Raw genomic sequence first — 23,243 nt, 5'->3', positions numbered from 1 at the left:
CCCTAATACAAAAAGGAGGGTTTCGTATGATTCATGTACCATCCAGGCTGCCTGGTGAAAGCTTTTCACTTTACCATTTAGAAGAAACGATGAAGCCGCTCGGTTATGTCATTAATGGGAACTGGGATTATGATCACGGGTATTTTGATTATAAAATTGATAACCGTGATGGCTATACCTTTCTCAGAGTTCCTTTTACAGCCGAGAAAGGCCAGCTCGATCAGCCAGGTGTTGTGGTGAAAATGGGACATCCATTTCTCTTAAAGCATGTCTATCAAGACAAGTTAGATGATCATGCGATGGTTGGAAATGTGGGCGCATCCTTTAACCAATTCCAAGAGCCAAAAGAGAAAGATGGGGATGTATCAAAGGCTTATGCTGAGATTGGCTTTTCGCTCGTCAAGGAATTAGAAGACGCACTGCTTTAAAGGCTGATCAGTTCATCCTCTGGATGAAGCTCATAGCCAAAGGGAGGATTCATCATGGGTCCTTCTTTTTTTTGTACGCCGACGATGATCACATGATGCTCTAAAAAATGATGGAGCGCTGTTAAGAAGGTTTCTCCGGCTAATGAAGCTGGTACAGGTATGATGGTGACGTTTTTATGCAAGGTCATTTGTCGTTTTTTTGTTAATGCCGTAAGCTGTTCCTTTATTAGAAAATGTTCAACCATTAAATGATTGACAGCATCAGAGGTATGAATGACTTGGTTGGCACCAGCACGTTCGGCATTTTTCACGTAACGATCTGTTAAGATTTCAATTAAACAATATAGCGAAGGATTTAATCCTTTTGCTGCAAGTAAGGTTAAAACACTCTGCATATCGGCTGTCACTTCATTTTCATGCTGATCCGCGGTAATCATGATTGCATCTGCACCGGTAATGTTGGCTTTACGCAGTGTGACATCTTCAGTCCCATGTCCTTTAATAAAATGAACATTTTCCAAAAGAGGCCCTTCTTTCAAGGAGTCATCAATCAGCACAATCGGCATGGCTGGATCAATCGTTTGAAACGACTGAAGCAGTTTGTTCGTTTTCTCATTCCAGCCGACGATAATGAGGTGTCCTTTCCCCTTAAAGGCTACCTTGCCCTCAACATAATGGTGCTGCTTGCTGAACACAGCGGCGGCAAGTGTGGCGAAATAAGCGGTGACAAAGCTGGCTCCGATAAAAATGAGCGCCATACCTGCCACCTGCCCTGGCATGGTTTGCGGCACAAAATCACCGTAGCCAACCGTAGAGACTGTAATGAGTGCCCACCAGATCCCATCAAAGATCGTATGATACTGCTTCGGTTCAAGTAAAACGATTAATTGTCCAAAAAAGAGAAGCAAGAAACAGATGATAATGGCAATTCGAAGATAAAGTGGCCACCTTAGCCAAGCGATAAAGATACGGTTTGATTTCATCGGACTCTTCCTTTCAGGAGACTGCTAATGTCAGTATGCCCGATTGAGGAAACAATTTTTCATCTTCGTCATGTATTGAAATAGAACCCATATCTTAAAATAAGGGAGAAGAAGGAGGGAATTCGAATGTCGTTTGTTCAAAAGACCGTACTTCTTTTTATTGGCGCGCACTTTTTATCATCAGCTGTCATCTTACTCGTGTTTGATTTAAATGCTGTGAATCATTTTATGAATGATTTTTCATGGCTGCACTTTTTTCAAGACCTTTATGGTACAGGGACCTTTTATACAGCTTGCTTAGGTGTGTTCTTCTTTTTCATTGGTGCGGTTATTCCCCTAAAAAAGACCTAGTGCTTTTTGCTGTACATGGTACATAAAAGTCATTAAAATTGTAAATAAATATATAAAATAAAAAGGAAGCTGATGAGCATGCTGTTTTTTTATTTTTTAACATTTGCCGCATTGGGTTTATCATTTTGGGCACAATTTAAAGTGAAGAATAATTTTGAAAAGTATTCAAAGGTGGAAGCATCCAGTATGAAAACAGGTGCTGAAACCGCTCGATATATTTTAGATCGCAACGGGTTATATGACGTGCCCGTTGAACCGGTAAGAGGAACTTTGACTGATCATTACGACCCGACGCAGCGTGTGGTTCGTTTATCTGAACCTGTGTACTACGGCCACTCCATTTCGGCCATTTCAGTCGCATCACACGAGGTTGGACATGCCTTGCAGCATCAGGAATCCTATGGTGCGCTTGTTTTGAGACATAAGATCTTTCCTGTCGTGAACTTTGCATCTGGTGTTGCTCCGCTTCTTTTCCTTGGTGGAATTTTGCTCAGCAGCCTTAACTTAATTGGGCTTGGGATTATTTTGTTCTCAGCAGCTGTATTCTTTCAGCTTGTGACATTGCCTGTCGAGTTTAATGCAAGTTCTCGTGCAAAAGATATCATTGTTTCAGAAGGAATCATTAGAAGCAGTGAAGAAAGAGGCGTGAACAAGGTGTTAAATGCTGCAGCTCTGACATACGTAGCAGCGGCCCTTGTCTCCCTGTTTGAATTGCTCCGTTTTGTAATGATCTTCCTAAATGGCCGTAATGATTAATTGATGCCAGAGGAGGTGAGCCCTTACCAGTGTTAGGTAAGGGTTTTTTTGTATATTTTAAACGTATTTTTAGTCATATTACTCATTGCTGCGACAGCATTTTTTGTTGTCACTGAATTTGCGATTGTGAAAATTAGAGGCTCTAAAATCAACCAGCTGATCGAAAGCGGGGATAAGAGAGCCATCCATGTTCAAAAGCTGATATCAAATCTCGACGAATATTTATCCGCCTGCCAACTTGGCATTACCATCACGGCTTTAGGTCTAGGGTGGCTGGGTGAGCCGACGGTGGAGCATTTTCTGCATCCGCTGTTTGAAAAAATCGGGCTTCATTCTGCATTGACTGACATCCTTTCTTTTATCATCGCGTTTGTGATCATTACATTTTTACATGTCGTTGTGGGAGAACTCGCGCCTAAAACAATTGCCATTCAAAAGGCAGAGGCGGTCAGCCTTGTGACAGCAAAACCACTCATCTTTTTCTATAAAGTCATGTACCCGTTTATTAAGGCATTAAATGGGGCTGCACGAAGCATCGTGAAATTATTTGGTTATCATTCTGTCAAAGAACATGAAGTGGCGATCAGTGAGGAAGAATTGCGTCTCATTCTATCTGAAAGCTATGAGAAGGGTGAGATTAACCAATCTGAGTACAAATATGTGAATAAAATCTTTGAATTTGATAACCGAGTGGCAAGAGAGATCATGATTCCGCGTACAGAAATTTCAGCTATAGAGATTGAACAGACCTTAGAAGACGTGACCCATTATATGCTGAACGAAAGGTACACACGCTACCCTGTTATTAAAGAAGACAAAGATCATGTGATTGGTGTTATTAATAGCAAAGATGTATTTAAGGCGAGCTTCCTAAATCAAGATGTATCGATTGAAGACTTAATGCGTCCGGTGATCCGAGTGATTGAAAGCACCCCTGTTCAAGAATTGCTCATTTTGATGCAAAAGGAACGGATTCATATGTCAGTGCTCGTAGACGAATACGGAGGTACAGCGGGACTTGTCACAGTGGAGGACATATTAGAGGAAATTGTCGGAGAGATTCGAGACGAATATGATCAGGATGAAACACCTCACATCGTTAAAAAAGGTGATTTCCATTATGTGATGGATGGGAAAGCATTGATTGATGAAGTAAATGATTTATTGGATTTAGCCATTGAGAATGATGATGTTGATACAATTGCAGGCTGGATGATGACGCATAAATTTGATTTTGACATTGGAGATACGATTGAAGCTGAAGGCTGTGAATTTACGATCATTGATGCTGAAGACCACCATATTCGAACCATTGAAGTCAAAAAGGTTCACTTTTCTTAAAAACCTCGCATTGCTTGACGAGGTTTTTTTGCTTGGTAAACTTTAGATAAGAAGATTTGTTTCACATAAAAAGGGTATGGTTTTGATAGAAACGTGAAAAAGGAGCAGCTCATATGAAAAAAATCAATGTACAAACAGACAGACGCGATGACATGATCGACGTCACACATGAGGTTCTCCAATATGTCAGGGAAACAGGCATACAAAACGGAACTGTCATCGTCTATTGTCCACATACGACAGCCGGGATCACCATTAATGAAAATGCGGATCCAGATGTGAAACGGGATATGCTTCGCCGGCTTGATGAAGTTTTTCCGTGGGAACATCCAAAGGATCGCCATATGGAAGGAAATACGGCAGCACATATGAAAGCGAGTTATATGGGGGCGTCTCAGCATGTTCTCATTCATGATGGAGATCTTGTGCTTGGCACGTGGCAAGGAATCTATTTCTGTGAGTTTGACGGGCCGAGGCATCGTCATTTTTATGTACAAGTGTCGTCAAACGAGTAAGAGATGGGGGAAATAAATGGGGGATATCAAAAAGTTACTGCAAATCGAACATGGAATCATCCAAGCGCCAATGGCAGGAGGAGCTGTGACACCGCAACTGGCAGCCGCTGTTTCAAATTACGGAGGGCTTGGCAGCCTGGCAAGTGGATATGTGCAGCCTGACGATTTGAAACAGCAGATTAGACAGGTCAAACAGCTGACAACTCACCTGTTTCAGGTCAATGTGTTTGTACCAGAGCCAATTCCAGATGTGAAAAAAGAGGATGTGGCGTTTTGGGAGAAGAGACTGCCTGTATGGCCCGAAGCTCATAGGATGCCAAGCGAAGAAGAATTGTGGGATGATTTTGAACAGAAAATCAACATTCTTCTGGAAGAAGACGTTCCGATCGTTTCCTTTACATTTGCTTGTCCAAAAGAACAAACGATTCACCACCTAAAACAAAAGGGGATCTTTTTAATCGGAACGGCCACAACAAAAGAGGAAGCACTGCTTCTAGAGGAAAAAGGAATGGATGCCATTGTTCTGCAAGGAAGTGAAGCAGGGGGACATCGCGGCACATTTTTACGTGCAAAAGGAGACGCTCTGCTGGGACTCATCAGCCTGATCTCAGATGTCAAACCGGTCTGCCGCGTGCCTTTGATTGCCGCCGGAGGCATCACGGACCGATCAGGAGTCAAAGCAGCGCTAGCGCTTGGAGCAGATGCGGTTCAAATCGGTACACGGTTTTTAGCCAGCAAGGAAAGTGCTGCGGCAGAAGTATATAAGAAGGCTATTTTACAGGCAGAAGGCAGTGAAACAAAGGTGACCAGACTTTTTTCTGGGAAAAGAGCGAGAGGTATTGTGAATCAGTGGATGGAGGATGAAAGCCTGCATGAAGATCGGGTTCTTCCTTATCCGGTTCAGCATGTATGCACAACACCGATGCGAAAAGCAGCTGCTGCTGGCGGTAACCCTGATCAAATGGCTCTGTGGGCAGGACAGGGGGTTGGACGTATTCACTCGATTTTAAGCGTTGAAGACATCATGCACGAACTGACGCAGACATAAAATCAAGATGGGTGGTGTGACAGGATGGACATCTTAAAACATTCCTACCGAAAAAAAGGCCAGATTGAATTTTGGTTTGATGATTTCCCTCATTCTCCTGCTGTCCTTACGCCCATTCGTCATTACTATTTTGTTCGATACGTGAAATGGAACCGGCACGACTCGCCGGTTACAAGAAAAGATTTAGAAGAAATGGAGGTCCTTGCGAACACGATGCTTGGCACACTCCAAAATTATCGTAAACGCAAGGCATACAAAAGCCCCTTGTCATAACCAAGAGACAAGAGGCTTTTTTTAGCTGCCAAACATTTGCCTGAGATAAATGACATCCATCCGGGTAGTCTGCGGTAATAAATAAGCGGATTGAACCGCACCTGGCCGTCTTCTCTTATTTAGTTTGTCGATAATTTCTGCCGCTGTTAAAATTCCAAGCCCATGACCGTAATATTGATCTTCTCCTAAGTAAATCACATTTTCTCCGCGCCATTGCGACTGCTGATAGCTAAACTCTGGATTTTCGAAATATAGACAATCCCCATAGATAAAATCATTCCCGCGCTCTGTATAAATCGACAAAGTATCATAGTGCCAATCATACAGTGTTAAACTGCGAAGTCTTCGATTAAACTTCTCCTCTCCTACTGTTTGCAAGACCCCCATATAAAACACAATGACAATTGCCGTTGCACATTCAAAAGCATATTTTGAACCATTTTCAAAAATGTCTTGAATGCCTCTAGATGGCTCCACTTGATAGCGCAGCTCTAGTGCTCCTGCTTCCGATACTCGCCAAAACGCATCATTTGCACGCGACCTTTGAAAGATGGCAAATGAGGCACCGCTTTTATTCAAATCTCTTGCAGCATTCATAATGTTCGATCTTAAAGTGACCTCAAATAACAAATCAGATGCTTGCCTATAGCGGAACGTATCATTCGAAGCCTGTAACTGCATCAAAATGATCCGCTTTTGTCCCTCTAGCTGAAACGATGCCAGCTGCTCATTTGTCACTGGCTGTCCTGAAAGGATAATCATATGAAAAGCGCCCCCTTTTGTATTAGCGTATGCAGGGTGCTTGGGCAAGGAATCAATTTGTGAAAATAAACAAATTAGCATCCTTTTTATTTGAAAAACATGAAAATACTATGAAGATGTCCGATATAAAACATATCGTTTAAAAGGAGGAAAAACATGAAAAGTGCAATAAAATGGTTGAAAAAACCATCGATTTCCAAAAGACTGATTATTTCATTCACACTTGTTCTCGTCTTGCCAATCATTACACTTAGTACGATTTCATATCAGATTGCCAAAGAAGAATTAGATCATGAAATCATGTACGGAGCAAAAGCAAGAGTTAATGATATGAATGACATGATCGAGCAAAAGCTTTTGAATAAAGAAAACGCGGTGAAACTTTTTACTCAAACAACAACTGCTGCAGACTTTAAAAAGAAAAACCAGGACGAACTGTATGAGCATTTTGAAATATACAGCAAAATCAACGAAGATGATGTAGTTGGATTTTATGCAGCGAGTAAAAATCGTGATTTCATTCAGTTTCCTAAAGTAGACATGCCAAAAGGCTATGACCCAACAACACGCGATTGGTATCAGCAAGCGATGCAGGATGAAAAAGGCGAGCCAGTTGTCACCAATCCATACATTTCTGCTACAACAAACGGCATGGTGGTCACGATTGCCCAGCGACTGAAGGACGGGTCGGGAGCGATCGGAATTGACATTGATGTGCAAGACATTGTTGATAAAATCAAAGAAATTAAAATTGGACGAGAAGGATATCCAATTATTGCAAATAAAAGCAAACAAATTGTAGCCCATCCAGAAGAAAAATCAGGATCTGAAGTCACAGGAAATATTTCATCAATCCTTTACAGCGGAAAAGAAGGAACATCAACTTATGAGAATAAAGGAGAACAAAAACGTATCGTTTTTGTCACAAATGATTTAACAGGTTGGAAAATTGCTGGAACGATGTTTGTATCAGAAACAGAAGAAGCAGCACAGCCAGTTTGGAATTCTGCCATTATTCTTTTAATTTCTTCATTTATCCTTGGCGGTGTCGCTATCTTCTTCATTGTTCGCTCGATTACCATTGGACTGAGAAGGCTTGTTGATTTCTCAGAAAAGGTGAGTGAAGGGGATTTAACAGAAACCCTGGAAACCAAATCGAAGGATGAAATAGGAGATCTCACAAGAAGCTTCAGCAAGATGAGTGAATCTCTTCGTGACGTCATTCGCGCTGTACAGCAATCTGTCGACAACGTGGCTTCGGCTTCAGAGGAGCTGACGGCAAGTGCCAGCCAAACGAGTCAAGCAACAGAGCATATCACGATGTCGATTGAACAATTTTCAAATGGAAATGAAGCACAAAACGAGAAAGTCGAATCTAGTACGAATCAGCTTGTGGCAATGAACGAAGGATTACAAGATATGTCACAAACCTCATCTGAAGTGGCTGCTGTCTCTCTTCAATCAACAGAAGCTGCTGGTCAAGGCGGCCGAATTGTTGAAAGCACAGCGAGCCAAATGAAACATATTGATACATCTGTACAAGAAGCAGAGCAGGTCATGAAAGAATTAGAATACAAGTCTAAAGATATTACGAGTATTTTAAATGTCATTAACGGCATCGCGGATCAAACGAATTTACTTGCGCTTAATGCAGCAATTGAAGCAGCAAGAGCAGGTGAATCAGGACGCGGCTTCTCCGTCGTTGCAGAAGAAGTGAGAAAACTAGCTGTCCAATCTGCAGATTCAGCGAAAGAAATTGAGAAACTCATCCAAGAAATTGTGCTAGAAATTGCTAAATCTCAAGATATGTTCAAAGCAGTCAATCGAGAAGTAAACGCAGGACTCGGTATGACAGAAGAAGCAAAAGAAAGCTTCCAGCACATTTATAAGGCGGCAGAAGGAATGTCGAAAAAACTGTCGCAATTAAACGATACAGCCATAGACCTATCGAGCGGTTCAAAGCTTGTTTCACAAGCGATGCAGGAGATGCGCCAAGTCTCTAGAGAAAGCGCAGCAAACATTCAGGACATTGCGGCTTCTGCAGAAGAGCAGCTAGCATCTATGGAAGAAATCACATCTTCTTCTGTGACACTTGCCAACATGGCAGAGGAACTAAAAGAGCTCACAAGTCAATTTAAAATTAATTAAATGATGATGAAAAGATATCCAGAATTGTCTGGATATTTTTTTTATTTTTAAACCTCCCTTCCAGCCTCTAAAAATAAACCTTTCATCCGATAATAACTTTAGAGAAGTAAAGGGGGAAAGTTAAAATGGGAAAAATGATCCAATGGTTCAAAAAACCATCCATTTCAAAGAAATTAATCATTGCCTTTTTGGTCGTCCTTATTCTGCCAACTGTGGCACTGACAATTAGTGCGTTTTTTACATCAAAGACAGAGCTAGACAAACAGATTATGGGCAGTGCGATGAGTCAGGTCAATGCATTTGATACCTTAATCAATGAGAATATTGGCAACAAATCAGATGCCGTGACACTGTTTTCAGACTCGCTCAAAGCGTCTAATCTTCAAGAAAAAAATAGAAATGCGACCATTAAAGAATTACAGCAATTTGGAAAAATTAATGAAAAAGATGTATCCGCAATCTATGCAGGCTCTGAAAAAGGATTGTTTATGCAATATCCAGTTCAAAAGATGCCAGATGGCTACGATCCAAGAGAACGTCCATGGTATCAAGAGGCATTGAAAGCAGAAAACGGAAAACAAGTCATCACAAAACCATATGTAGCAGCATCCACAGGCAAAATGGTTATCACAATTGCCCAAAAAATGAAAGATGGTTCAGGTGTCATTGGTCTTGATATGGAAATTGACAGCCTGCTCCAAAAACTAAAAGAAATCAAAATTGGGCAAAAAGGCTATGCTTTCATCATGGAGAAAGATAAAACCGTTTTAGCAGATCCAACCCAAAAGCCAGGAAGTCAAGTCAATGAAAATCTGGCCAGCATTATTTTTAAAAACAAAGAAGGAAGCGGCAGCTATACCCTCAAAGGAACAGATAAAAAGGTTGCATATGTCACCAATGAATTAACCGGCTGGAAAATTGGTGGAACGATGCTCGTATCTGAAGTAGAAGAAGCGGCAAAGCCCGTTTTCAATACAGCCATTATCGTATTCAGTGTCACACTCATTGTAGCAGGAACCCTCATTTTCTTTATCGTCCGCTCTATTTCAAAAAGATTATCCAACCTTGCCCGCTTCTCGAAAAAAGTCAGCGAAGGTGATTTACGCGATAAGCTTCAGGTCCAGTCAGATGACGAAATTGGACAAGTTGGTAAAGGCTTTAATACGATGATTGACTCATTGCGATCTCTCATTGGAGCCGTTCAAACTTCAGTCGAGAATGTCGCATCTTCATCAGAAGAACTGACTGCCAGCGCAGGACAGACAAGTAAAGCAACAGAGCATATTACACTAGCCATTGAACAATTCTCCAGCGGAAATGAAAGCCAAAATGATAAAGTCGAATTGAGCTCAGTCGAGTTAGAGGAAATGAACCGTGGTCTTCAGAATATGAATGAATCAGCTGAATCTATTACTGCTTCATCGATCAAATCAACAGATATCGCAGGAGAAGGCGGACAGCTTGTTGAAAAAACCGCTTCTCAAATGAATGTCATTGATCAATCCGTGAAAAAAGCAGAGAATGTCATCAGTGCGCTTGAAAGTAAATCTAAAGACATTACCCAAATTCTCGGTGTCATCAATGGAATTGCCGATCAAACGAATTTACTTGCACTAAATGCAGCGATTGAGGCAGCAAGAGCCGGTGAATCTGGCAGAGGCTTCTCCGTTGTAGCAGAAGAAGTAAGAAAACTGGCGGTTCAATCTGCCAACTCGGCAAAAGAAATTGAGAATTTGATTAAAGAAATCGTGCAAGACATCGACGTATCACAGGAAGTATTCACTGCGGTGAATCGAGAAGTTCAATCAGGCCTAAGCTTCACTGAACAAACGAAAGTAAGCTTCCACAATATTTTCGAAATGACAAAAGAAATTTCTGACCAGCTTCAAACAATGAATCAAACCGTTGTCCAGCTTTCAAAAGGCTCTGCACATGTGTCAGAGGCTGTACGTGAGATTGCAGATGTATCACGTGAAAGCTCGGCAAATATTCAAGACATTGCTGCTTCAGCAGAAGAACAGCTGGCATCAATGGAAGAAATCAGCTCGTCCTCTGCCACACTCTCTTCGATGGCAGAAGAATTACGCGATTTAATTAGCAAATTTAAGGTTGAATAGATAGGAAGAAAAGAGCCTCCAGCTAGAGGCTCTTTTTCATTGAGTAAATCAAAAGAAATGGGTAATTATACTTATTTTTTAGGTTTTTCGAACATTATTTCTTGAAAAATAATTCATATTACCTAAGAATAGAAGAGAAAGACCACAAATCATAAATCAAAAGGAGTAGAGTCATGAAAAAAATCAACTTTTTTAAGCACTTTACGATGTCGAAGAAATTAATTACTGCATTCTTAACGATTCTCCTAGTGCCAATTCTCGTATTGGCTGCATTTTCTTATGAAGTGGCCTCAAAGTCTCTTAATGATGAGATTATGTCTAGTGCTGCAAATGGTGTTCAACAATTAAACGAACTCATTAATAAAGATATACAGCCTAAAATTGACATTGTTTCATATTTATCCAAATCGGTCAAAAAGGAAGAATTGACTGCTAAAAACAAAGATTTACTCAAAGAGAAATTAGAGCAATTATCGGAAACAGATGATGATGTAGTAGAAGTATTTGTTGCAGATCAAAATGGTAAACTAACTGAATATTCCAAGATTCACAAAGGTAATGCAAAGAGCGCAAAAAATGAACCATGGTTTCAGCAATCGATGGGAGAGAAGAAACTCATCATTTCAAATCCTTTTGCTGACAAGTCATCAGATGACCTGCTCATCACAATATCAGAACAGTTAGCAGATGGATCTGGTGTGATTGGGGTGAATGTACGCTTAAATACGGTTGTAAAAGATACAAACAGCATCAAAATTGGCCAAGAAGGCTATGCGTTTATCGCCACATCAGATCAGCGTTATGTGGCCCATAAAACCGATAAGGCGGGGACAAAGCTGACTGGTGACTTCATCTCAAAACTATATGATAAAAAAGAAGGCAGCTTTGAATATGAATACAATGGCCAGCCGAAGCAAATGTTTTTTGCCACAAATGAAGCAACCGGCTGGAAGCTTGCTGGAACGATGTATGTGAATGAAGTAAAAGAAGCCGCACAGCCAGTGCTCGATTTAACAATGATCATCCTTGCGGCTGCGATTGCCATTGGCGGAATCGCGATTTATTTTATTATTAAATCGATTCGAAAGCCACTGATAGAGCTCTCTGAATCGGCTGAAAAAATCAGTCAAGGTGATTTGACCCAGCATATTGAAGTTCGTACGCACGATGAAATTGGTAAGCTAGCGCAGAGCTTTAACGACATGTCAGCAAAGCTGAAACAAGTCATTCAAGCTGTCCAAAATTCCATTGAAAATGTGGCTGCTTCGTCTGAAGAGTTAACGGCTAGTGCAGGACAGACAGCTCAAGCGACCGAGCATATCACATCATCTATTGAACAGTTCTCAAACAGCACTGAACATCAAAATGATATGATCGAAAAAAGCTCAGTCCAGTTAAACGAAATGGATCGGAGCTTATCGCATATGGTCGACACAACCTCTCATATGATGGAATCGTCGATCGAATCGAGCAAAACCGCTCAGGCTGGAGGAGAACTCGTTCAAAAAACAGCAGGTCAAATGCAAACCATAGAGCAGGCAGTAAAAGAAGCAGAGCTTGTCATTGCAGGCTTAGAGCAGAAATCAAAGGATATTACAAACATTCTTGGGGTCATCAACGGTATTGCGGATCAAACGAATCTCCTTGCTTTAAACGCTGCGATCGAAGCCGCACGAGCAGGTGAAGCAGGCAGAGGCTTCTCTGTTGTCGCAGAAGAAGTCCGCAAGCTGGCAGAGCAGTCAGGAAGCTCTTCAAAAGAAATTGAAAGCCTGACGAACGAAATTGTGGAGGAAATAGAAAAATCGCAGAAAATGTTTAAACAAGTAGCAGGTGAAGTACAATCTGGATTAAACATTACAGATGAAACGAAAGTGAGTTTTGAGAAAATCACTGATAAAACATCAGAAATAACAGAACAAATGAAACAAATGAACGGATCAGCCAAAGAGCTATCGCATGGCTCAAATGATATTTCTCATGCGGTGAATCAAATCAAAGAGCTCTCAAGAGAAAGCTCAGCAGGCTTCCAAGATATCGCGGCATCAGCAGAAGAGCAGCTGGCATCTATGGAAGAGATCAGCTCATCCTCTGCCACTTTATCTCAGATGGCAGAAGAACTAAGGGAACTTATTAAACAATTTAAAATGTAAGAGAGTAGCGAAACACCTGACGGCAAACGTCAGGTGTTTCAGCGTGTAGACAAACCCGCGCATTCGCCCGCAGGTCTCTGCGCCGGTACTCACGAATGTCAAATTCGCTCCGTTCCGGTGCTCGCCCTTCCTAGGGCTGCAAAGGTTTTCTATCACACTGAAAAGACAAAGGGCTAAAATCAAGAACAGTTTAGCCCTCAACAATCTTAAGCACCTGACGCCAAAACGTCAGGTGTTTTTCCATTTGATGCATATAAATTGGGTAATTTGGACTTATTTAGACTTTAATAAGTTAAAAAAGTAAACAACCTAGTAGTACTTCCGATATATATACTATCTTACTAAAAGGAGTTTTCTTTTTTATGAAATTCATACAGTATTTCAGAAAGCCATCTATTTCAAAAAAGCTTGTATTCTCTTTCTTATTTATTCTTTTATGCCCAATCATCGTATTGGCATTCTCTTCATACCATACGGCAAGCACCTCCTTAAATGATCAAATTATGCAAAGTGCAAAGGAAAACGTAGAGCAGCTAGATAAAAATATTACGAAGGTTGTAAAAGTGAAAACAGACGCAGCCGATTTCTTTAGCAAATGGATCACGGAGAAAAAGCTCAAGCAAAAAGGAACGACCGATATTCAAGGACGCTTTGAGCAGTTCATGAGTATGAATGATGACACAGAAGGCATTTTTGTTGCTTCAAGTGATGGCAAAGTGTTTTCAAGATATCCTAATCAAAAAATGCCTGCCGATTATGTCGCAACTGAGCGTGATTGGTATAAAGACGGCTGGGCGAAAAACGGTGAGCTGTCTGTTTCAGCACCATATGCAACGGCTTCAACCGGTACACTTGTGGTGACCATCTCTAAAAAATTAGAGGATGGATCAGGCGTCATCGCGATGAACCTAGACATTGCGAATCTTGTTAAAGAGTCCAATAGCATTAATATTGGGAAACATGGCTATGCCTTTATTGGAAGTCCAGATCGTACATATGTGGCGCATCCAAATAAAAAAGCGGGAACAAAAATATCTGGTGGTGAATGGTTAGAAAAACTGTATTCACAAGATAACGGAGCTATGAGCTATATGTTTGAAGGAAAAGAAAAGCAAATGGAGTTCACCACAAACAAGGCGACTGGCTGGAAGATTGTCGGGACGATGTTTGTCAGTGAAGTAGAAGAAGCTGCACAGCCAGTCTTTAACATGGCTGCCATCATTTTAGCCGGCGCGCTTATCATTGGCGGGATTCTAATCTTCTTTATCATCCGTTCCATTACAAAACCACTTTCCACTCTTGTCTCTTCTTCGAAGAAGATCAGTCAGGGAGATTTGACAGAAAAAATTGATGTCCGCTCAAAAGATGAAATTGGACAGCTTGGCACAAGCTTTAATGAAATGAGTGAGTCCCTAAGAGACGTCATTCAAGCTGTACAAACATCTGTTGAGAATGTCGCTTCATCATCTGAAGAACTGACGGCAAGCGCAGGTCAAACAACAAAAGCAACCGAACATATTACATCATCTATTGAAACATTCTCAAACGGCAACGAAAATCAAAGCGAAATGGTGGAACAAAGCGCGGCTCATTTAAAACAAATGAATGAAGGACTGAACGAAGTTGCCGAAACGTCTGATGTCATCACAGCGTCATCTATTCAATCAAAAACAGTTGCGGAAACAGGCGGACAGCTTGTGGAGCAAACTGTTGGCCAAATGAAGACGATTGACCATTCAGTGAAAGAAGCTGAAGGCGTGATCAACGGGCTAGAGCATAAATCAAAAGATATCACAAACATCTTAGGCGTGATTAACGGTATTGCGGATCAAACGAATTTACTTGCACTAAATGCCGCCATTGAAGCAGCACGCGCAGGCGAGTCAGGCAGAGGATTCTCTGTTGTTGCCGAAGAAGTGCGTAAACTAGCGGTTCAATCATCGGATTCAGCAAAAGAGATTGAAAAGCTTGTGAATGAAATCGTCACTGAAATTGAAACATCTCAAAATATGTTCAAAGCAGTGAATGAAGAAGTGAAGAATGGTCTTACAATTACAGATCAAACGAAAGAAAGCTTCTCACAAATAAATGAACAAACAGCGGAAATCGCAGTAAGAATTAATGAAATGAATACAACGGTGCGCGAGCTGTCGAAAGGCTCTGAGCAAATTTCTAAAGCAGTGAATGAAATTGCAGATGTATCAAGAGAGAGTTCAGCAAGCATCCAAGATATCGCAGCATCTGCTGAAGAGCAGCTTGCTTCAATGGAAGAGATTAGTTCTTCATCCACAACTCTTTCCCAAATGGCGGAAGAATTACGTGATTTAATTAAAAAATTCAAGATCAGTGAATAAGGTTAAGTGGTTCTCCTCAAGGGGAACCGCTTTTCTTTTTAAGAGGACATCTCGTACAATAGAGGAAATCGAAAGAAGAGGAGAGATAGTATGCGTTTATCAGATAAGAAGGTCATTGCGTTTGTCAGCGATGATTTTGAAGATTTAGAGCTGTGGTATCCGGTTCTGCGATTAAGAGAAGAGGGAGCAACTGTCCATCTTGTAGGTGAAAAAGCAAATCATGAGTACATCGGGAAGTATGGTGTGCCGGCGGTATCCGATGCAGATTTTTATTCCATTCAAGCTGATGATTATGATGCTGTGCTAGTCCCTGGTGGATGGGCGCCTGATAAACTGCGCCGTTATCCAGAAGTATTAGACATCGTCCGTACATTTGATGCAAAGGAAAAACCAATCGGGCAGATTTGTCATGCCGGCTGGGTGCTGATATCAGCAGGAATCCTGAAAGGCAGACAAGTGACAAGTACACCTGGTATTAAAGATGATATGACCAATGCTGGTGCGGACTGGTTCGATGAGGCAGTCGTCACAGATGGCCATCTCATCTCCAGCAGACGCCCGCCAGACCTTCCGCCGTATGTAAAAGCATTTGCGGATGTGTTAGCGGCAAAATAAATGACTGACACGAAACGTAAAAAACAAAGGGCGAACAAAAAAATAATTTCGCCCTTTGTTCATCATTTCATGCCCTATACATTTTGTCTGTCGGCAGGATACATCACGCCCATTTGTCTTCTCGCTTCGTCCATGACGGACATGGTTTGAACAGATAAGGCAAATGTATTGACCGGAGACTGCCCCATTCCCTGCTGAATACACTCAATAAAATGATTCATTTCATAAGACATAGCTGGCTGATCATCTTTGAGAGAGATGTCAGTTTGATGTCCGTCACGGCCATGTATCGTAATTTGTGACGGACGGTGGAATTGATCAATCACCATCGTGGCATCCTCGCCTTGAATTTCAGCCGATAAATGAGACGTTGAAATTTTAGAATGAAAAAGAAGTGCTTGATGCCCGTCATACTGTAAAAGGACTGAACCGTTCCCATCCACACCAGAAGAAAGCTTATAGCCTCTCGCGGTGATTTGATTCGGCAGACCAAATAAGTATATGACTGGGTAAACGAGGTACACCCCGATATCCATTAAAGAACCATTGGATAGCTCAGGCTTAAAGGCATTTGGAAGCTCGCCGCTTCGATAGGCATCGTATCTTGAAGAATATTTACAGTAATGCGCGACCACTTGCCTGATAGGTCCAAGCTGATCAAGATGCTGTTTGATTTGAAGGAAGTTAGGCAGAAATGTCGTTTTCATCGCTTCCATCAAACAAACGTGATGTTTTTTCGCTGCGGCAATCATTTCTTCCACTTCTTTTCGATGAGAGGCGAATGGTTTTTCGCATAAAACATGCTTTTGATGCTCCATCATCAACATGGCTTGCTCTTTATGAAGGGCATTTGGACTCGCAATATACACGGCATCAAACGTATCACTTTCCGCCATTTGTTGTAAGTTCGTAAAAACCGTATCAATCCCATATTTTTCGGCAAAGGCCTGTCCTTTTTCAGCGGACCGTGAATAGACGGCTGTACATGTAAAATCAGCTAGTTCTTCACCAGCTTGTAAGAACCGATCTGTAATCCAGTTCGTTCCGATGACAGCAAATCGAATCATGTGATTCCCTCCTTCTGCTTTTCTCTGATTATACATGCTTTGAAAGCGTTTGTATGAAAGAATATTCTTTTTATTGATAAGCGGATGAAACCTTTATATAGGCTGAAACGTCTTACATAAAGGATATAAATGTACGAAAAGTGGGTAGTTTCTTCCTTCTTCGGGTAATACTCAGGATAGAAGGGAGAGGAGGAAACATGAAGCGCGTCCTGCATATAGGAAGTACATACATCTTTGCGCTTTTATTTATAGCGGCTGGTATTTTTCATGTGATAGAGCCGAGCGGCTTTGCCCGCATGATGCCAGGCTGGCCATTTCCATATGTAATGGTCTATGCGACTGCATGTTTTGAATGGCTGCTGGCCGTGCTGCTGCTTTTGCCAAATGTCAGGATTACAGCGGCAAAATCCATTGCTGTCTATCTTGTACTCATTTTCCCTGCAAACTTATTTGCTGCTCGTGAGGGAATACCATTTCCAGGTCAAGAAAATACAGAACAAGCCTTGCTATGGATAAGGCTTATTGGACAGCCGATTCTCATTGTATGGGTGATGTCTATTGCAAAATGGGAAAAAAAGCTGAAACAATGATCACCATATCATGATCAAGTAGTGTACAATTTACTCATAAAATAGCCCGTGTTTGGAGGAACGATATGAACTCTATGCAAATGTGGAGCAGTCGATTTAGAAAATTTTTTCTTGATAACAAGTTTGTTCTCTTTTTACTCGTCCTGTTATTAATTGGATTGAATATCCTTGTTTTCATGAAAACATCATTTATTTTCACACCGCTCATTGTACTCGTCAAAACCATTGCCTTACCGATTATTTTAACGGGGGTCGTGTATTATTTATTAAATCCAATTGTCAACTTGTTAGAGAAAGCAAGAATCAAGCGAATTTATTCCATTTTGCTTTTATATATTGTCATTATTGGGATTATTACAGTGACCATCGTGTCCATTATTCCTTTTTTACAAGCTCAAACCATGAGTCTATTTCATAATCTTCCGAAATACGTCGATACGGTAGAAGATCAAATTAGACAATTAACAGGAAGTAACTTTATTAATCAAGTGCAAAACTCGATGAACTTTAACGTGTCTGAATTGGTAAGTAAAGCATCTAGTCAAGCGACGAAGATTTTGGAAAGCACCTTTACCGGTGTAGGAACATTCTTAGGGGCGCTCACAGAAGTCATCATCTCGATCGTGACTGTGCCGTTTATTCTGTTTTATCTATTAAAAGACGGCAAAAAGCTGCCTGACTATCTATTGAAATTTTTCCCAAGTAAAATGAGGGAACATACACATATCATGCTTCACGAAATGAACCACCGTCTGAGCTCGTATATTCGCGGACAGATCATTGTCAGCTTCTGTATCGGTGTTCTTCTGTTAATCGGTTATATGATCATTGGACTTGACTATGCGCTGTTGCTTGCTATCATTGCTGCATGTACAAGCATAGTGCCTTACCTTGGTCCAACAATTGCGATTACACCAGCGATTGTGATTGCACTTGTGACGTCACCAGTAATGCTGTTAAAACTCATTATAGTCTGGACAGTGGTTCAGCTAGTTGAAGGGAAATTCATTTCTCCTCAGGTGATGGGGAAAAACCTTCATATTCATCCTATTACGATTATTTTTGTTATATTAACAGCTGGTAAATTGTTCAACGTGGTCGGCATCATTGTCGCTATTCCGACGTATGCCGTTCTGAAGGTCATCACGACTCACTTATTTGATTGGTTCAAAATGCGGTCCAATTTGTATAAAGAAGAAAAGGTTTGATGTCATAATCTTTTTTTGAAAAAAATATAGTATCATAAAGACGAGCTTTCGATGAAGGAAGCTTGTCTTTATGTGGACATAGATGTTTGGCGTGTTCAAAAGATCAGAATTGAAAGGAAAGAAAATCATGAATCTATGGGATTTATTCGTGGCACTGGTTTTAGGAATTGTCGAAGGATTAACAGAGTACGCACCTGTTTCATCTACAGGTCACATGATTATTGTCGATGATCTTTGGTTAAAATCAAAGGAAATTATTACGCCCGAAGCGGCCAACACATTTAAAGTCGTGATTCAGTTAGGCTCAATTTTAGCTGTCATGATCGTGTTTAAAGATCGTATTTTAAACTTATTGGGCTTAAAGAAAAATATCACCGAAGAGCAAAAGCGCAGCGGGCATAAACTGACCATCGCCCAAATTGCAGTTGGACTTGTTCCAGCCGTCATTTTAGGATTCCTATTTGAAGATTATATTGATAAATACTTATTTGACGTCAGAACGGTCGCTGTCGGTTTGATTTTAGGGGCAGTTCTAATGCTTGTCGCTGACTGGATCAATAAACGGAAAATAGAAACAAGCTCTGTCGATAACATGACGTACAGACAAGCACTTTATATTGGACTGTTTCAATGTTTAGCATTATGGCCAGGCTTCTCGCGCTCAGGTTCGACGATCGCAGGCGGGGTTATTCTTGGTTTGAATCACCGTGCTGCGGCAGACTTTACATTTATCATGGCGATGCCGATTATGGCAGGAGCAAGCTTGTTAACCCTTGTGAAAAATGCCGAATATTTAACACCTGACATGCTGCCATTCTTTATCGTCGGCTTTGTGAGTGCGTTTGTTGTGGCTCTCTTTGTTGTTCGATTCTTCCTAAAACTGATCAATAAAATCAAACTGGTGCCTTTTGCGATATACCGAATTATCCTAGGTGTGATTTTATTTATCCTGTTCATGTAATACTGTAAACTACTCTTTTATAAGAGTAGTTTTTTTGTTATCCCACCTAATTAAACAGTAAAAATACCCTCTTAATTGGTAGAATAAGAATTTTTTTCATAAATTAGTGTTTAAGAGACAGATAAAGGGGTAGTACATAAACATACCAATTAAAGGAGGAGTTAGAAATAATGAGAAAAACAAGCAAAATGTTTGTTGGTTCTGTCATCGCTACGTCAATGATTGCTGCCCCTCTATCTCTTACGACTTTTGGTCAAACGGCTGAAGCTGCTACAACAACAGGTGTTGATGGAAGTGTCTCAATTGATCCAGTAGCCATTGCCGATAAAATTGAACAAGCAGTAAAGTCATCTCAAAATCGTGATGGATTCGTAAAAAATGCTGCATACAGTGCGTTCTATGAAGCAGGTCAAAACTACAACGTAGTTGTCCAAAACTTAAGCCAAGACCACGACTTTAGCGGTCTGAACAATGTTGTCTACTATGATAGTGTTGAATATGATGGTATTACGTTTGGTATTTGGGTATTTGAAGATGGTACGTTTGTCAATAATGGAGACGGTGGATATATTAACTGGACGTTTGTTGGCAGCTTTGACCGAGAAGATGGAAGCGGAACTGTCGATTTTCATAAAAGATTCTAATCTTAAAAGTCTGCCGGAGAATCGGCAGACTTTTTTTATAACGCACATTCTTCTATTTCAAACCCTAAATCTTCAATGATGTGATGATCCGTTTGGACTTGCTGGCCTTTTGTTGTTAAATAATCACCAACAAAAATGGAATTTGCGGCATAAAGTGCGAGCGGCTGGAGTGTCCGTAAATTAAACTCTCTGCCTCCGGATACCCGAATTTCTTTTGTTGGGTTGACAAATCTCATCATTGCCAGCACTTTCAATGCTTTGATCGGGTGTGTTCGTTTTTGATGCTCAAGCGGTGTTCCTTCGATGGCATGAAGAAAGTTGACTGGAATTGAATCCGCATCAAGTGCTCTTAGCGCAAAAGCCATTTCAACGATTTGCTGATTGGTTTCACCCATTCCAATAATGACCCCTGAGCAAGGTGACATGCCAGACTGTTTGACCTGCTCAATGGTCGACACGCGGTCATCGTATGTATGAGTTGTCGTAATATGAGCATGATGATCATGATGTGTATTGATATTGTGATTATACCGATGAACACCCGCTTCCTTCAGCCGCTTCGCTTTTTCTTCATTTAATAACCCAAGACAGGCACACACCTTCAAAGGCATCGTTTCAGTGATCTCCTTGACTGCTGCTGTGACTTCATCTAATTCCCTATGAGAAGGCGCTCTCCCGCTTGCCACAATACAATAAGTCCCGGCTTTTCTTTTGAGAGCTTCACGCGCACCAGCTACAATGGTCTTTTGATCAAGCATTGTATATCTTTCAACTGGTGCTTTTGAAATCATCGACTGTGAACAATATCCACAGTTCTCAGGGCAATATCCACTTTTTGCGTTAAAAATCATATTTAATTTCACCTTTTTTTGAAAAAAATGAAATCGCACTTGATAGGCTGCATGCATAATAGGTAACAATTCTCTATCGTCAGCTTCAAGAATGTCTAGACCCTCTTGCACCGTGATCGGTTCATTTTTCATCGCCTTCTCCGCTATTGCTTCCCAAGACAAAGACAGCTGCTCTCTCATCATTAATGCCCCCTTAATATGTTAACCTATTTTTATTAAAAGTTAACATATTGGGCGGATGTTGGCAATCATGATTCAGATGAAACCAACTCTAAACACCAAAAGGCGATGACTTCATGTCATCGCCTTTAGATATGTAAAGCTAGATTGCTTATCGAACAGTAATATAGTTAATCACAAGCTCGCCTAGTGAATTATAGTAGGAAACTGTCACAGAACCGCGTTGTACAGCGCGAATCCAAGTGAAGTTTGGAGCTGTTTGATCTAATTGAATCGCATACGTTGCACCCGACACAGAAATTTGGCTTGCTGGAAGAGAGACGGCGATTGAAGAACCTACAGAAAGTGTACGGTTCACCGTAATTACTTTATTCATAATAGGAGCTTTTGCTATGACTGGTTCTTTTGGCTGTGCAGCTGCATGAGCACCTTCAGTTTGAGAGAACGTAAGAGCACCTACAGCAGCTACAGACAATGTACAGATTTTCATGAATTTTTTCATCGATAACACTCCTTTTTTTGATATATACATATATTAATAATAATAGAATTATTTGTCAATTAAAATATATGAAAAAAAGAGTAATTATGGAGAAAATTGTCACATATTTGTTGGAAAAGACATGATTTTTTATTCATATGCTATTTCTTTTTTAAGGGAAAAAGAGGTATAAAAAAAGCTGGGTTCGTCCCAGCGTAAAGCAGATGAAAAGAGATGATCAATGGTCGTCTCGCTTTTTTGGCTGACGACCTTTTTGCTTCTCTTTCTCTCTAATGTAGTTAATAAAATCGATGGTTTGTCTTCGTGCTTCTTCGGAAAAATCTGAGGCTGCTTTAAACGCAATTTGCAAATCAGGATCGTCTGCAAGATCGTCATCGGGCCTGCCTCTGTCCTTACCTGTGAGAAGATAATCGGTTGAGACCCCATATAACTCGGCAATTTTCACAATCATTTCACCGTCGGGTTTTCTCAAGCCGTATTCCCAGTTTGCATAAGTGGACATTGCCTTTAATCCGAGTTTTTTAGCAACTGTTGACTTGCTCCATCCATGCTTCTCTCTTAATTCAGTTAGAATCTTCCCAGTCAAATTATCCATCAGAAACACCTTTTTTCATGTTATGAGTAAATTTTATCATGAATTACACGGAAAAGATAAATAAATACACAAAAAGAATAAAAATATGATTGACTTACTCGTTTCGTGTATATTATCATAATGAATATAACTTACACATATTGAGTAAGAGGTGGAAAGATGAAACTTGAAAATTTACGAGAAGAGCGCATATTGCAAGGAAAAACACAAACCTATATGGCGAAAAAATTGGGATATAAGTACACAAGCGGCTATGCGAATATCGAAATGGGCAGAACAAAGCCTAGCTTAGAAATAGCAAAGCATATTGCAGATCTGCTGAATACCGGGGTTCAAGAGCTTTTTTTTGGCCAAAAGTTACACGGAAAGAGTAATTCTTTAAGAGAAGATCGGTTCTTAGAAAAGGGGAGACGAGCAGAATGAATATTGAACATCCAATGGTGACTCAGATGAGTGACTTTGGTTATCCAAAAAGCTATTGGTTATATGACATGAAACGATATGGATACCAAACAGAAATTGAGGACAGCTTGGAGGGAGCTGAAGAAGATGAGACATCAGCTGACGTTTGATGCTAGAAAAGAAGCACAGCTTTGTTTAGACCAAGCTGGCGGCTGGATCGCCTTTCATCGTCAGAAACCGATGTTTGTTTTTGCCACAGCAGAAGAGAAAGAGACATATATGACCCTCCTGGAAGCTAAGGTCGATGATACAAAAAAGGAGGAATCAGGGCAACGTGAAACGATGGAAGCAAATCATGACATTTTTGAAATGCTTGCTCAAAGCGAGTAAAAACGAACAAGA

General features: G+C 40.7%; 25 protein-coding genes and 2 pseudogenes. 21 read left to right on the top strand and 6 right to left on the bottom strand.

Annotated elements, in window-relative coordinates; all coding sequences use genetic code 11:
• Positions 1–26: 26 nt before the first annotated feature.
• The gene (locus AWT60_RS05475) at positions 27–428 is read left to right on the top strand and encodes a YugN-like family protein (protein ID WP_024423291.1); all 402 of its coding nucleotides are present in this window, start codon (positions 27–29) and stop codon (positions 426–428) included.
• Here the strand turns inward: AWT60_RS05475 and AWT60_RS05470 are convergent.
• The gene (locus tag AWT60_RS05470; RefSeq protein ID WP_041107611.1) at positions 425–1,411 is read right to left on the bottom strand and encodes a potassium channel family protein; all 987 of its coding nucleotides are present in this window, start codon (positions 1,409–1,411) and stop codon (positions 425–427) included. The genes AWT60_RS05475 and AWT60_RS05470 overlap by 4 nt on opposite strands.
• A gap of 126 nt (positions 1,412–1,537) precedes the next feature.
• Here AWT60_RS05470 and AWT60_RS05465 point away from each other — a divergent pair, with 126 nt between their 5' ends.
• The 6 genes from AWT60_RS05465 to AWT60_RS05440 all read left to right on the top strand — a co-directional run bounded on the left by AWT60_RS05465 (position 1,538) and on the right by AWT60_RS05440 (position 5,695).
• Complete coding sequence (locus tag AWT60_RS05465; protein WP_041107610.1) at positions 1,538–1,762, top strand: YuzI family membrane protein; 225 nt, start codon at positions 1,538–1,540, stop codon at positions 1,760–1,762.
• 81 nt (positions 1,763–1,843) lie between these two features.
• The gene (locus AWT60_RS05460) at positions 1,844–2,518 is read left to right on the top strand and encodes a zinc metallopeptidase (protein WP_024423288.1); all 675 of its coding nucleotides are present in this window, start codon (positions 1,844–1,846) and stop codon (positions 2,516–2,518) included.
• Positions 2,519–2,566: 48 nt separating this feature from the next.
• Positions 2,567–3,859: a hemolysin family protein gene (locus AWT60_RS05455; protein WP_024423287.1), complete on the top strand. Its 1,293-nt coding sequence runs from the start codon at positions 2,567–2,569 to the stop codon at positions 3,857–3,859.
• 113 nt (positions 3,860–3,972) lie between these two features.
• On the top strand, positions 3,973–4,374 hold the full coding sequence (locus AWT60_RS05450) for a secondary thiamine-phosphate synthase enzyme YjbQ (protein WP_039181060.1): 402 nt from the start codon (positions 3,973–3,975) through the stop codon (positions 4,372–4,374).
• Positions 4,375–4,390: 16 nt separating this feature from the next.
• A complete protein-coding gene (locus AWT60_RS05445) occupies positions 4,391–5,422 on the top strand; it encodes a nitronate monooxygenase (protein WP_218677005.1) in 1,032 nt (343 codons plus the stop codon).
• Between the two features lie 24 nt (positions 5,423–5,446).
• Complete coding sequence (locus tag AWT60_RS05440) at positions 5,447–5,695, top strand: hypothetical protein (protein WP_041107608.1); 249 nt, start codon at positions 5,447–5,449, stop codon at positions 5,693–5,695.
• Positions 5,696–5,716: 21 nt separating this feature from the next.
• On the opposite strand, the gene AWT60_RS05435 is transcribed toward AWT60_RS05440, so the two are convergent.
• The gene (locus tag AWT60_RS05435) at positions 5,717–6,457 is read right to left on the bottom strand and encodes a protein-glutamine gamma-glutamyltransferase (protein WP_041115839.1); all 741 of its coding nucleotides are present in this window, start codon (positions 6,455–6,457) and stop codon (positions 5,717–5,719) included.
• 156 nt (positions 6,458–6,613) lie between these two features.
• Here AWT60_RS05435 and AWT60_RS18745 point away from each other — a divergent pair.
• The 7 genes and pseudogenes from AWT60_RS18745 to AWT60_RS05410 all read left to right on the top strand — a co-directional run.
• A pseudogene (locus AWT60_RS18745) lies at positions 6,614–7,663 on the top strand (cache domain-containing protein); the annotation flags it as partial.
• Positions 7,655–8,605 carry a methyl-accepting chemotaxis protein gene (locus AWT60_RS18740; RefSeq protein WP_373272901.1) on the top strand — a complete coding sequence of 317 codons (951 nt, stop codon included), beginning with the start codon at positions 7,655–7,657 and terminating at the stop codon, positions 8,603–8,605. The pseudogene AWT60_RS18745 and the gene AWT60_RS18740, both read left to right, overlap by 9 nt.
• A gap of 125 nt (positions 8,606–8,730) precedes the next feature.
• A pseudogene (locus tag AWT60_RS18735) lies at positions 8,731–9,777 on the top strand (HAMP domain-containing protein); the annotation flags it as partial.
• Positions 9,772–10,722: a methyl-accepting chemotaxis protein gene (locus AWT60_RS18730; RefSeq protein ID WP_373272900.1), complete on the top strand. Its 951-nt coding sequence runs from the start codon at positions 9,772–9,774 to the stop codon at positions 10,720–10,722. The pseudogene AWT60_RS18735 and the gene AWT60_RS18730, both read left to right, overlap by 6 nt.
• A gap of 173 nt (positions 10,723–10,895) precedes the next feature.
• A complete protein-coding gene (locus AWT60_RS18810) occupies positions 10,896–12,872 on the top strand; it encodes a methyl-accepting chemotaxis protein (RefSeq protein WP_075621916.1) in 1,977 nt (658 codons plus the stop codon).
• 362 nt (positions 12,873–13,234) lie between these two features.
• On the top strand, positions 13,235–15,226 hold the full coding sequence (locus AWT60_RS18805) for a methyl-accepting chemotaxis protein (RefSeq protein ID WP_218677003.1): 1,992 nt from the start codon (positions 13,235–13,237) through the stop codon (positions 15,224–15,226).
• Positions 15,227–15,316: 90 nt separating this feature from the next.
• Positions 15,317–15,841 carry a type 1 glutamine amidotransferase domain-containing protein gene (locus tag AWT60_RS05410; RefSeq protein ID WP_076839891.1) on the top strand — a complete coding sequence of 175 codons (525 nt, stop codon included), beginning with the start codon at positions 15,317–15,319 and terminating at the stop codon, positions 15,839–15,841.
• Between the two features lie 74 nt (positions 15,842–15,915).
• Here the strand turns inward: AWT60_RS05410 and AWT60_RS05405 are convergent, their stop codons facing one another.
• On the bottom strand, positions 15,916–16,908 hold the full coding sequence (locus AWT60_RS05405; RefSeq protein ID WP_163114966.1) for a Gfo/Idh/MocA family protein: 993 nt from the start codon (positions 16,906–16,908) through the stop codon (positions 15,916–15,918).
• A gap of 197 nt (positions 16,909–17,105) precedes the next feature.
• Between AWT60_RS05405 and AWT60_RS05400 the strand changes: the two genes are divergently transcribed.
• From AWT60_RS05400 to AWT60_RS05385, 4 genes are all read left to right on the top strand, one after another.
• The gene (locus AWT60_RS05400) at positions 17,106–17,498 is read left to right on the top strand and encodes a DoxX family protein (RefSeq protein WP_024423276.1); all 393 of its coding nucleotides are present in this window, start codon (positions 17,106–17,108) and stop codon (positions 17,496–17,498) included.
• A 65-nt stretch (positions 17,499–17,563) separates the two neighbouring features.
• Positions 17,564–18,706, top strand: a complete 1,143-nt coding sequence (locus tag AWT60_RS05395; RefSeq protein ID WP_024423275.1) for an AI-2E family transporter — start codon at positions 17,564–17,566, stop codon at positions 18,704–18,706.
• Between the two features lie 127 nt (positions 18,707–18,833).
• On the top strand, positions 18,834–19,667 hold the full coding sequence (locus AWT60_RS05390; protein WP_218677002.1) for an undecaprenyl-diphosphate phosphatase: 834 nt from the start codon (positions 18,834–18,836) through the stop codon (positions 19,665–19,667).
• A 170-nt stretch (positions 19,668–19,837) separates the two neighbouring features.
• Positions 19,838–20,311 (top strand): hypothetical protein, encoded by a 474-nt coding sequence (locus AWT60_RS05385; protein WP_024423274.1) that lies wholly within the window; start codon positions 19,838–19,840, stop codon positions 20,309–20,311.
• Between the two features lie 35 nt (positions 20,312–20,346).
• Here the strand turns inward: AWT60_RS05385 and bioB are convergent, their stop codons facing one another.
• From bioB to AWT60_RS05370, 3 genes are all read right to left on the bottom strand, one after another.
• A complete protein-coding gene (gene bioB, locus AWT60_RS05380) occupies positions 20,347–21,342 on the bottom strand; it encodes a biotin synthase BioB (RefSeq protein ID WP_041107600.1) in 996 nt (331 codons plus the stop codon).
• A 151-nt stretch (positions 21,343–21,493) separates the two neighbouring features.
• Complete coding sequence (locus AWT60_RS05375) at positions 21,494–21,844, bottom strand: hypothetical protein (RefSeq protein ID WP_076839887.1); 351 nt, start codon at positions 21,842–21,844, stop codon at positions 21,494–21,496.
• A 217-nt stretch (positions 21,845–22,061) separates the two neighbouring features.
• Entirely contained in the window at positions 22,062–22,439 is a 378-nt protein-coding gene (locus AWT60_RS05370) for a helix-turn-helix domain-containing protein (RefSeq protein WP_076839886.1), read from the bottom strand.
• A 159-nt stretch (positions 22,440–22,598) separates the two neighbouring features.
• Here AWT60_RS05370 and AWT60_RS05365 point away from each other — a divergent pair, with 159 nt between their 5' ends.
• The 3 genes from AWT60_RS05365 to AWT60_RS05355 are packed head-to-tail and all read left to right on the top strand — an operon-like array spanning position 22,599 to position 23,231.
• Entirely contained in the window at positions 22,599–22,862 is a 264-nt protein-coding gene (locus tag AWT60_RS05365; RefSeq protein ID WP_076839884.1) for a helix-turn-helix transcriptional regulator, read from the top strand.
• Positions 22,859–23,011 (top strand): hypothetical protein, encoded by a 153-nt coding sequence (locus AWT60_RS05360; protein ID WP_162860191.1) that lies wholly within the window; start codon positions 22,859–22,861, stop codon positions 23,009–23,011. The genes AWT60_RS05365 and AWT60_RS05360 overlap by 4 nt, the downstream gene beginning before the upstream one ends.
• On the top strand, positions 22,989–23,231 hold the full coding sequence (locus AWT60_RS05355; protein WP_029706250.1) for a hypothetical protein: 243 nt from the start codon (positions 22,989–22,991) through the stop codon (positions 23,229–23,231). The genes AWT60_RS05360 and AWT60_RS05355 overlap by 23 nt, the downstream gene beginning before the upstream one ends.
• Positions 23,232–23,243 lie beyond the last annotated feature (12 nt).

The organism is Bacillus sp. F2HM (genome assembly GCF_019266135.1).
Lineage (GTDB): Bacteria > Bacillota > Bacilli > Bacillales > Bacillaceae > Bacillus > Bacillus safensis.
Note: the sequence above shows the minus strand (reverse complement) of the source record. Positions and strands in the feature narration are given on the sequence as shown.

What these genes read in the sequence shown, in the direction of transcription:
- AWT60_RS05475 (WP_024423291.1), top strand. Translation starts at nt 27, where the DNA reads ATGATTCATGTACCATCCAGGCTGCCTGGTGAAAGCTTTTCACTTTAC.
- AWT60_RS05470 (WP_041107611.1), bottom strand. Translation starts at nt 1,411, where the DNA reads ATGAAATCAAACCGTATCTTTATCGCTTGGCTAAGGTGGCCACTTTAT.
- AWT60_RS05465 (WP_041107610.1), top strand. Translation starts at nt 1,538, where the DNA reads ATGTCGTTTGTTCAAAAGACCGTACTTCTTTTTATTGGCGCGCACTTT.
- AWT60_RS05450 (WP_039181060.1), top strand. Translation starts at nt 3,973, where the DNA reads ATGAAAAAAATCAATGTACAAACAGACAGACGCGATGACATGATCGAC.
- AWT60_RS05445 (WP_218677005.1), top strand. Translation starts at nt 4,391, where the DNA reads ATGGGGGATATCAAAAAGTTACTGCAAATCGAACATGGAATCATCCAA.
- AWT60_RS05440 (WP_041107608.1), top strand. Translation starts at nt 5,447, where the DNA reads ATGGACATCTTAAAACATTCCTACCGAAAAAAAGGCCAGATTGAATTT.
- AWT60_RS05435 (WP_041115839.1), bottom strand. Translation starts at nt 6,457, where the DNA reads ATGATTATCCTTTCAGGACAGCCAGTGACAAATGAGCAGCTGGCATCG.
- AWT60_RS18740 (WP_373272901.1), top strand. Translation starts at nt 7,655, where the DNA reads ATGAGTGAATCTCTTCGTGACGTCATTCGCGCTGTACAGCAATCTGTC.
- AWT60_RS18730 (WP_373272900.1), top strand. Translation starts at nt 9,772, where the DNA reads ATGATTGACTCATTGCGATCTCTCATTGGAGCCGTTCAAACTTCAGTC.
- AWT60_RS18810 (WP_075621916.1), top strand. Translation starts at nt 10,896, where the DNA reads ATGAAAAAAATCAACTTTTTTAAGCACTTTACGATGTCGAAGAAATTA.
- AWT60_RS18805 (WP_218677003.1), top strand. Translation starts at nt 13,235, where the DNA reads ATGAAATTCATACAGTATTTCAGAAAGCCATCTATTTCAAAAAAGCTT.
- AWT60_RS05410 (WP_076839891.1), top strand. Translation starts at nt 15,317, where the DNA reads ATGCGTTTATCAGATAAGAAGGTCATTGCGTTTGTCAGCGATGATTTT.
- AWT60_RS05405 (WP_163114966.1), bottom strand. Translation starts at nt 16,908, where the DNA reads ATGATTCGATTTGCTGTCATCGGAACGAACTGGATTACAGATCGGTTC.
- AWT60_RS05400 (WP_024423276.1), top strand. Translation starts at nt 17,106, where the DNA reads ATGAAGCGCGTCCTGCATATAGGAAGTACATACATCTTTGCGCTTTTA.
- AWT60_RS05395 (WP_024423275.1), top strand. Translation starts at nt 17,564, where the DNA reads ATGAACTCTATGCAAATGTGGAGCAGTCGATTTAGAAAATTTTTTCTT.
- AWT60_RS05390 (WP_218677002.1), top strand. Translation starts at nt 18,834, where the DNA reads ATGAATCTATGGGATTTATTCGTGGCACTGGTTTTAGGAATTGTCGAA.
- AWT60_RS05385 (WP_024423274.1), top strand. Translation starts at nt 19,838, where the DNA reads ATGAGAAAAACAAGCAAAATGTTTGTTGGTTCTGTCATCGCTACGTCA.
- bioB (WP_041107600.1), bottom strand. Translation starts at nt 21,342, where the DNA reads ATGAGAGAGCAGCTGTCTTTGTCTTGGGAAGCAATAGCGGAGAAGGCG.
- AWT60_RS05375 (WP_076839887.1), bottom strand. Translation starts at nt 21,844, where the DNA reads ATGAAAAAATTCATGAAAATCTGTACATTGTCTGTAGCTGCTGTAGGT.
- AWT60_RS05370 (WP_076839886.1), bottom strand. Translation starts at nt 22,439, where the DNA reads ATGGATAATTTGACTGGGAAGATTCTAACTGAATTAAGAGAGAAGCAT.
- AWT60_RS05365 (WP_076839884.1), top strand. Translation starts at nt 22,599, where the DNA reads ATGAAACTTGAAAATTTACGAGAAGAGCGCATATTGCAAGGAAAAACA.
- AWT60_RS05360 (WP_162860191.1), top strand. Translation starts at nt 22,859, where the DNA reads ATGAATATTGAACATCCAATGGTGACTCAGATGAGTGACTTTGGTTAT.
- AWT60_RS05355 (WP_029706250.1), top strand. Translation starts at nt 22,989, where the DNA reads ATGAGACATCAGCTGACGTTTGATGCTAGAAAAGAAGCACAGCTTTGT.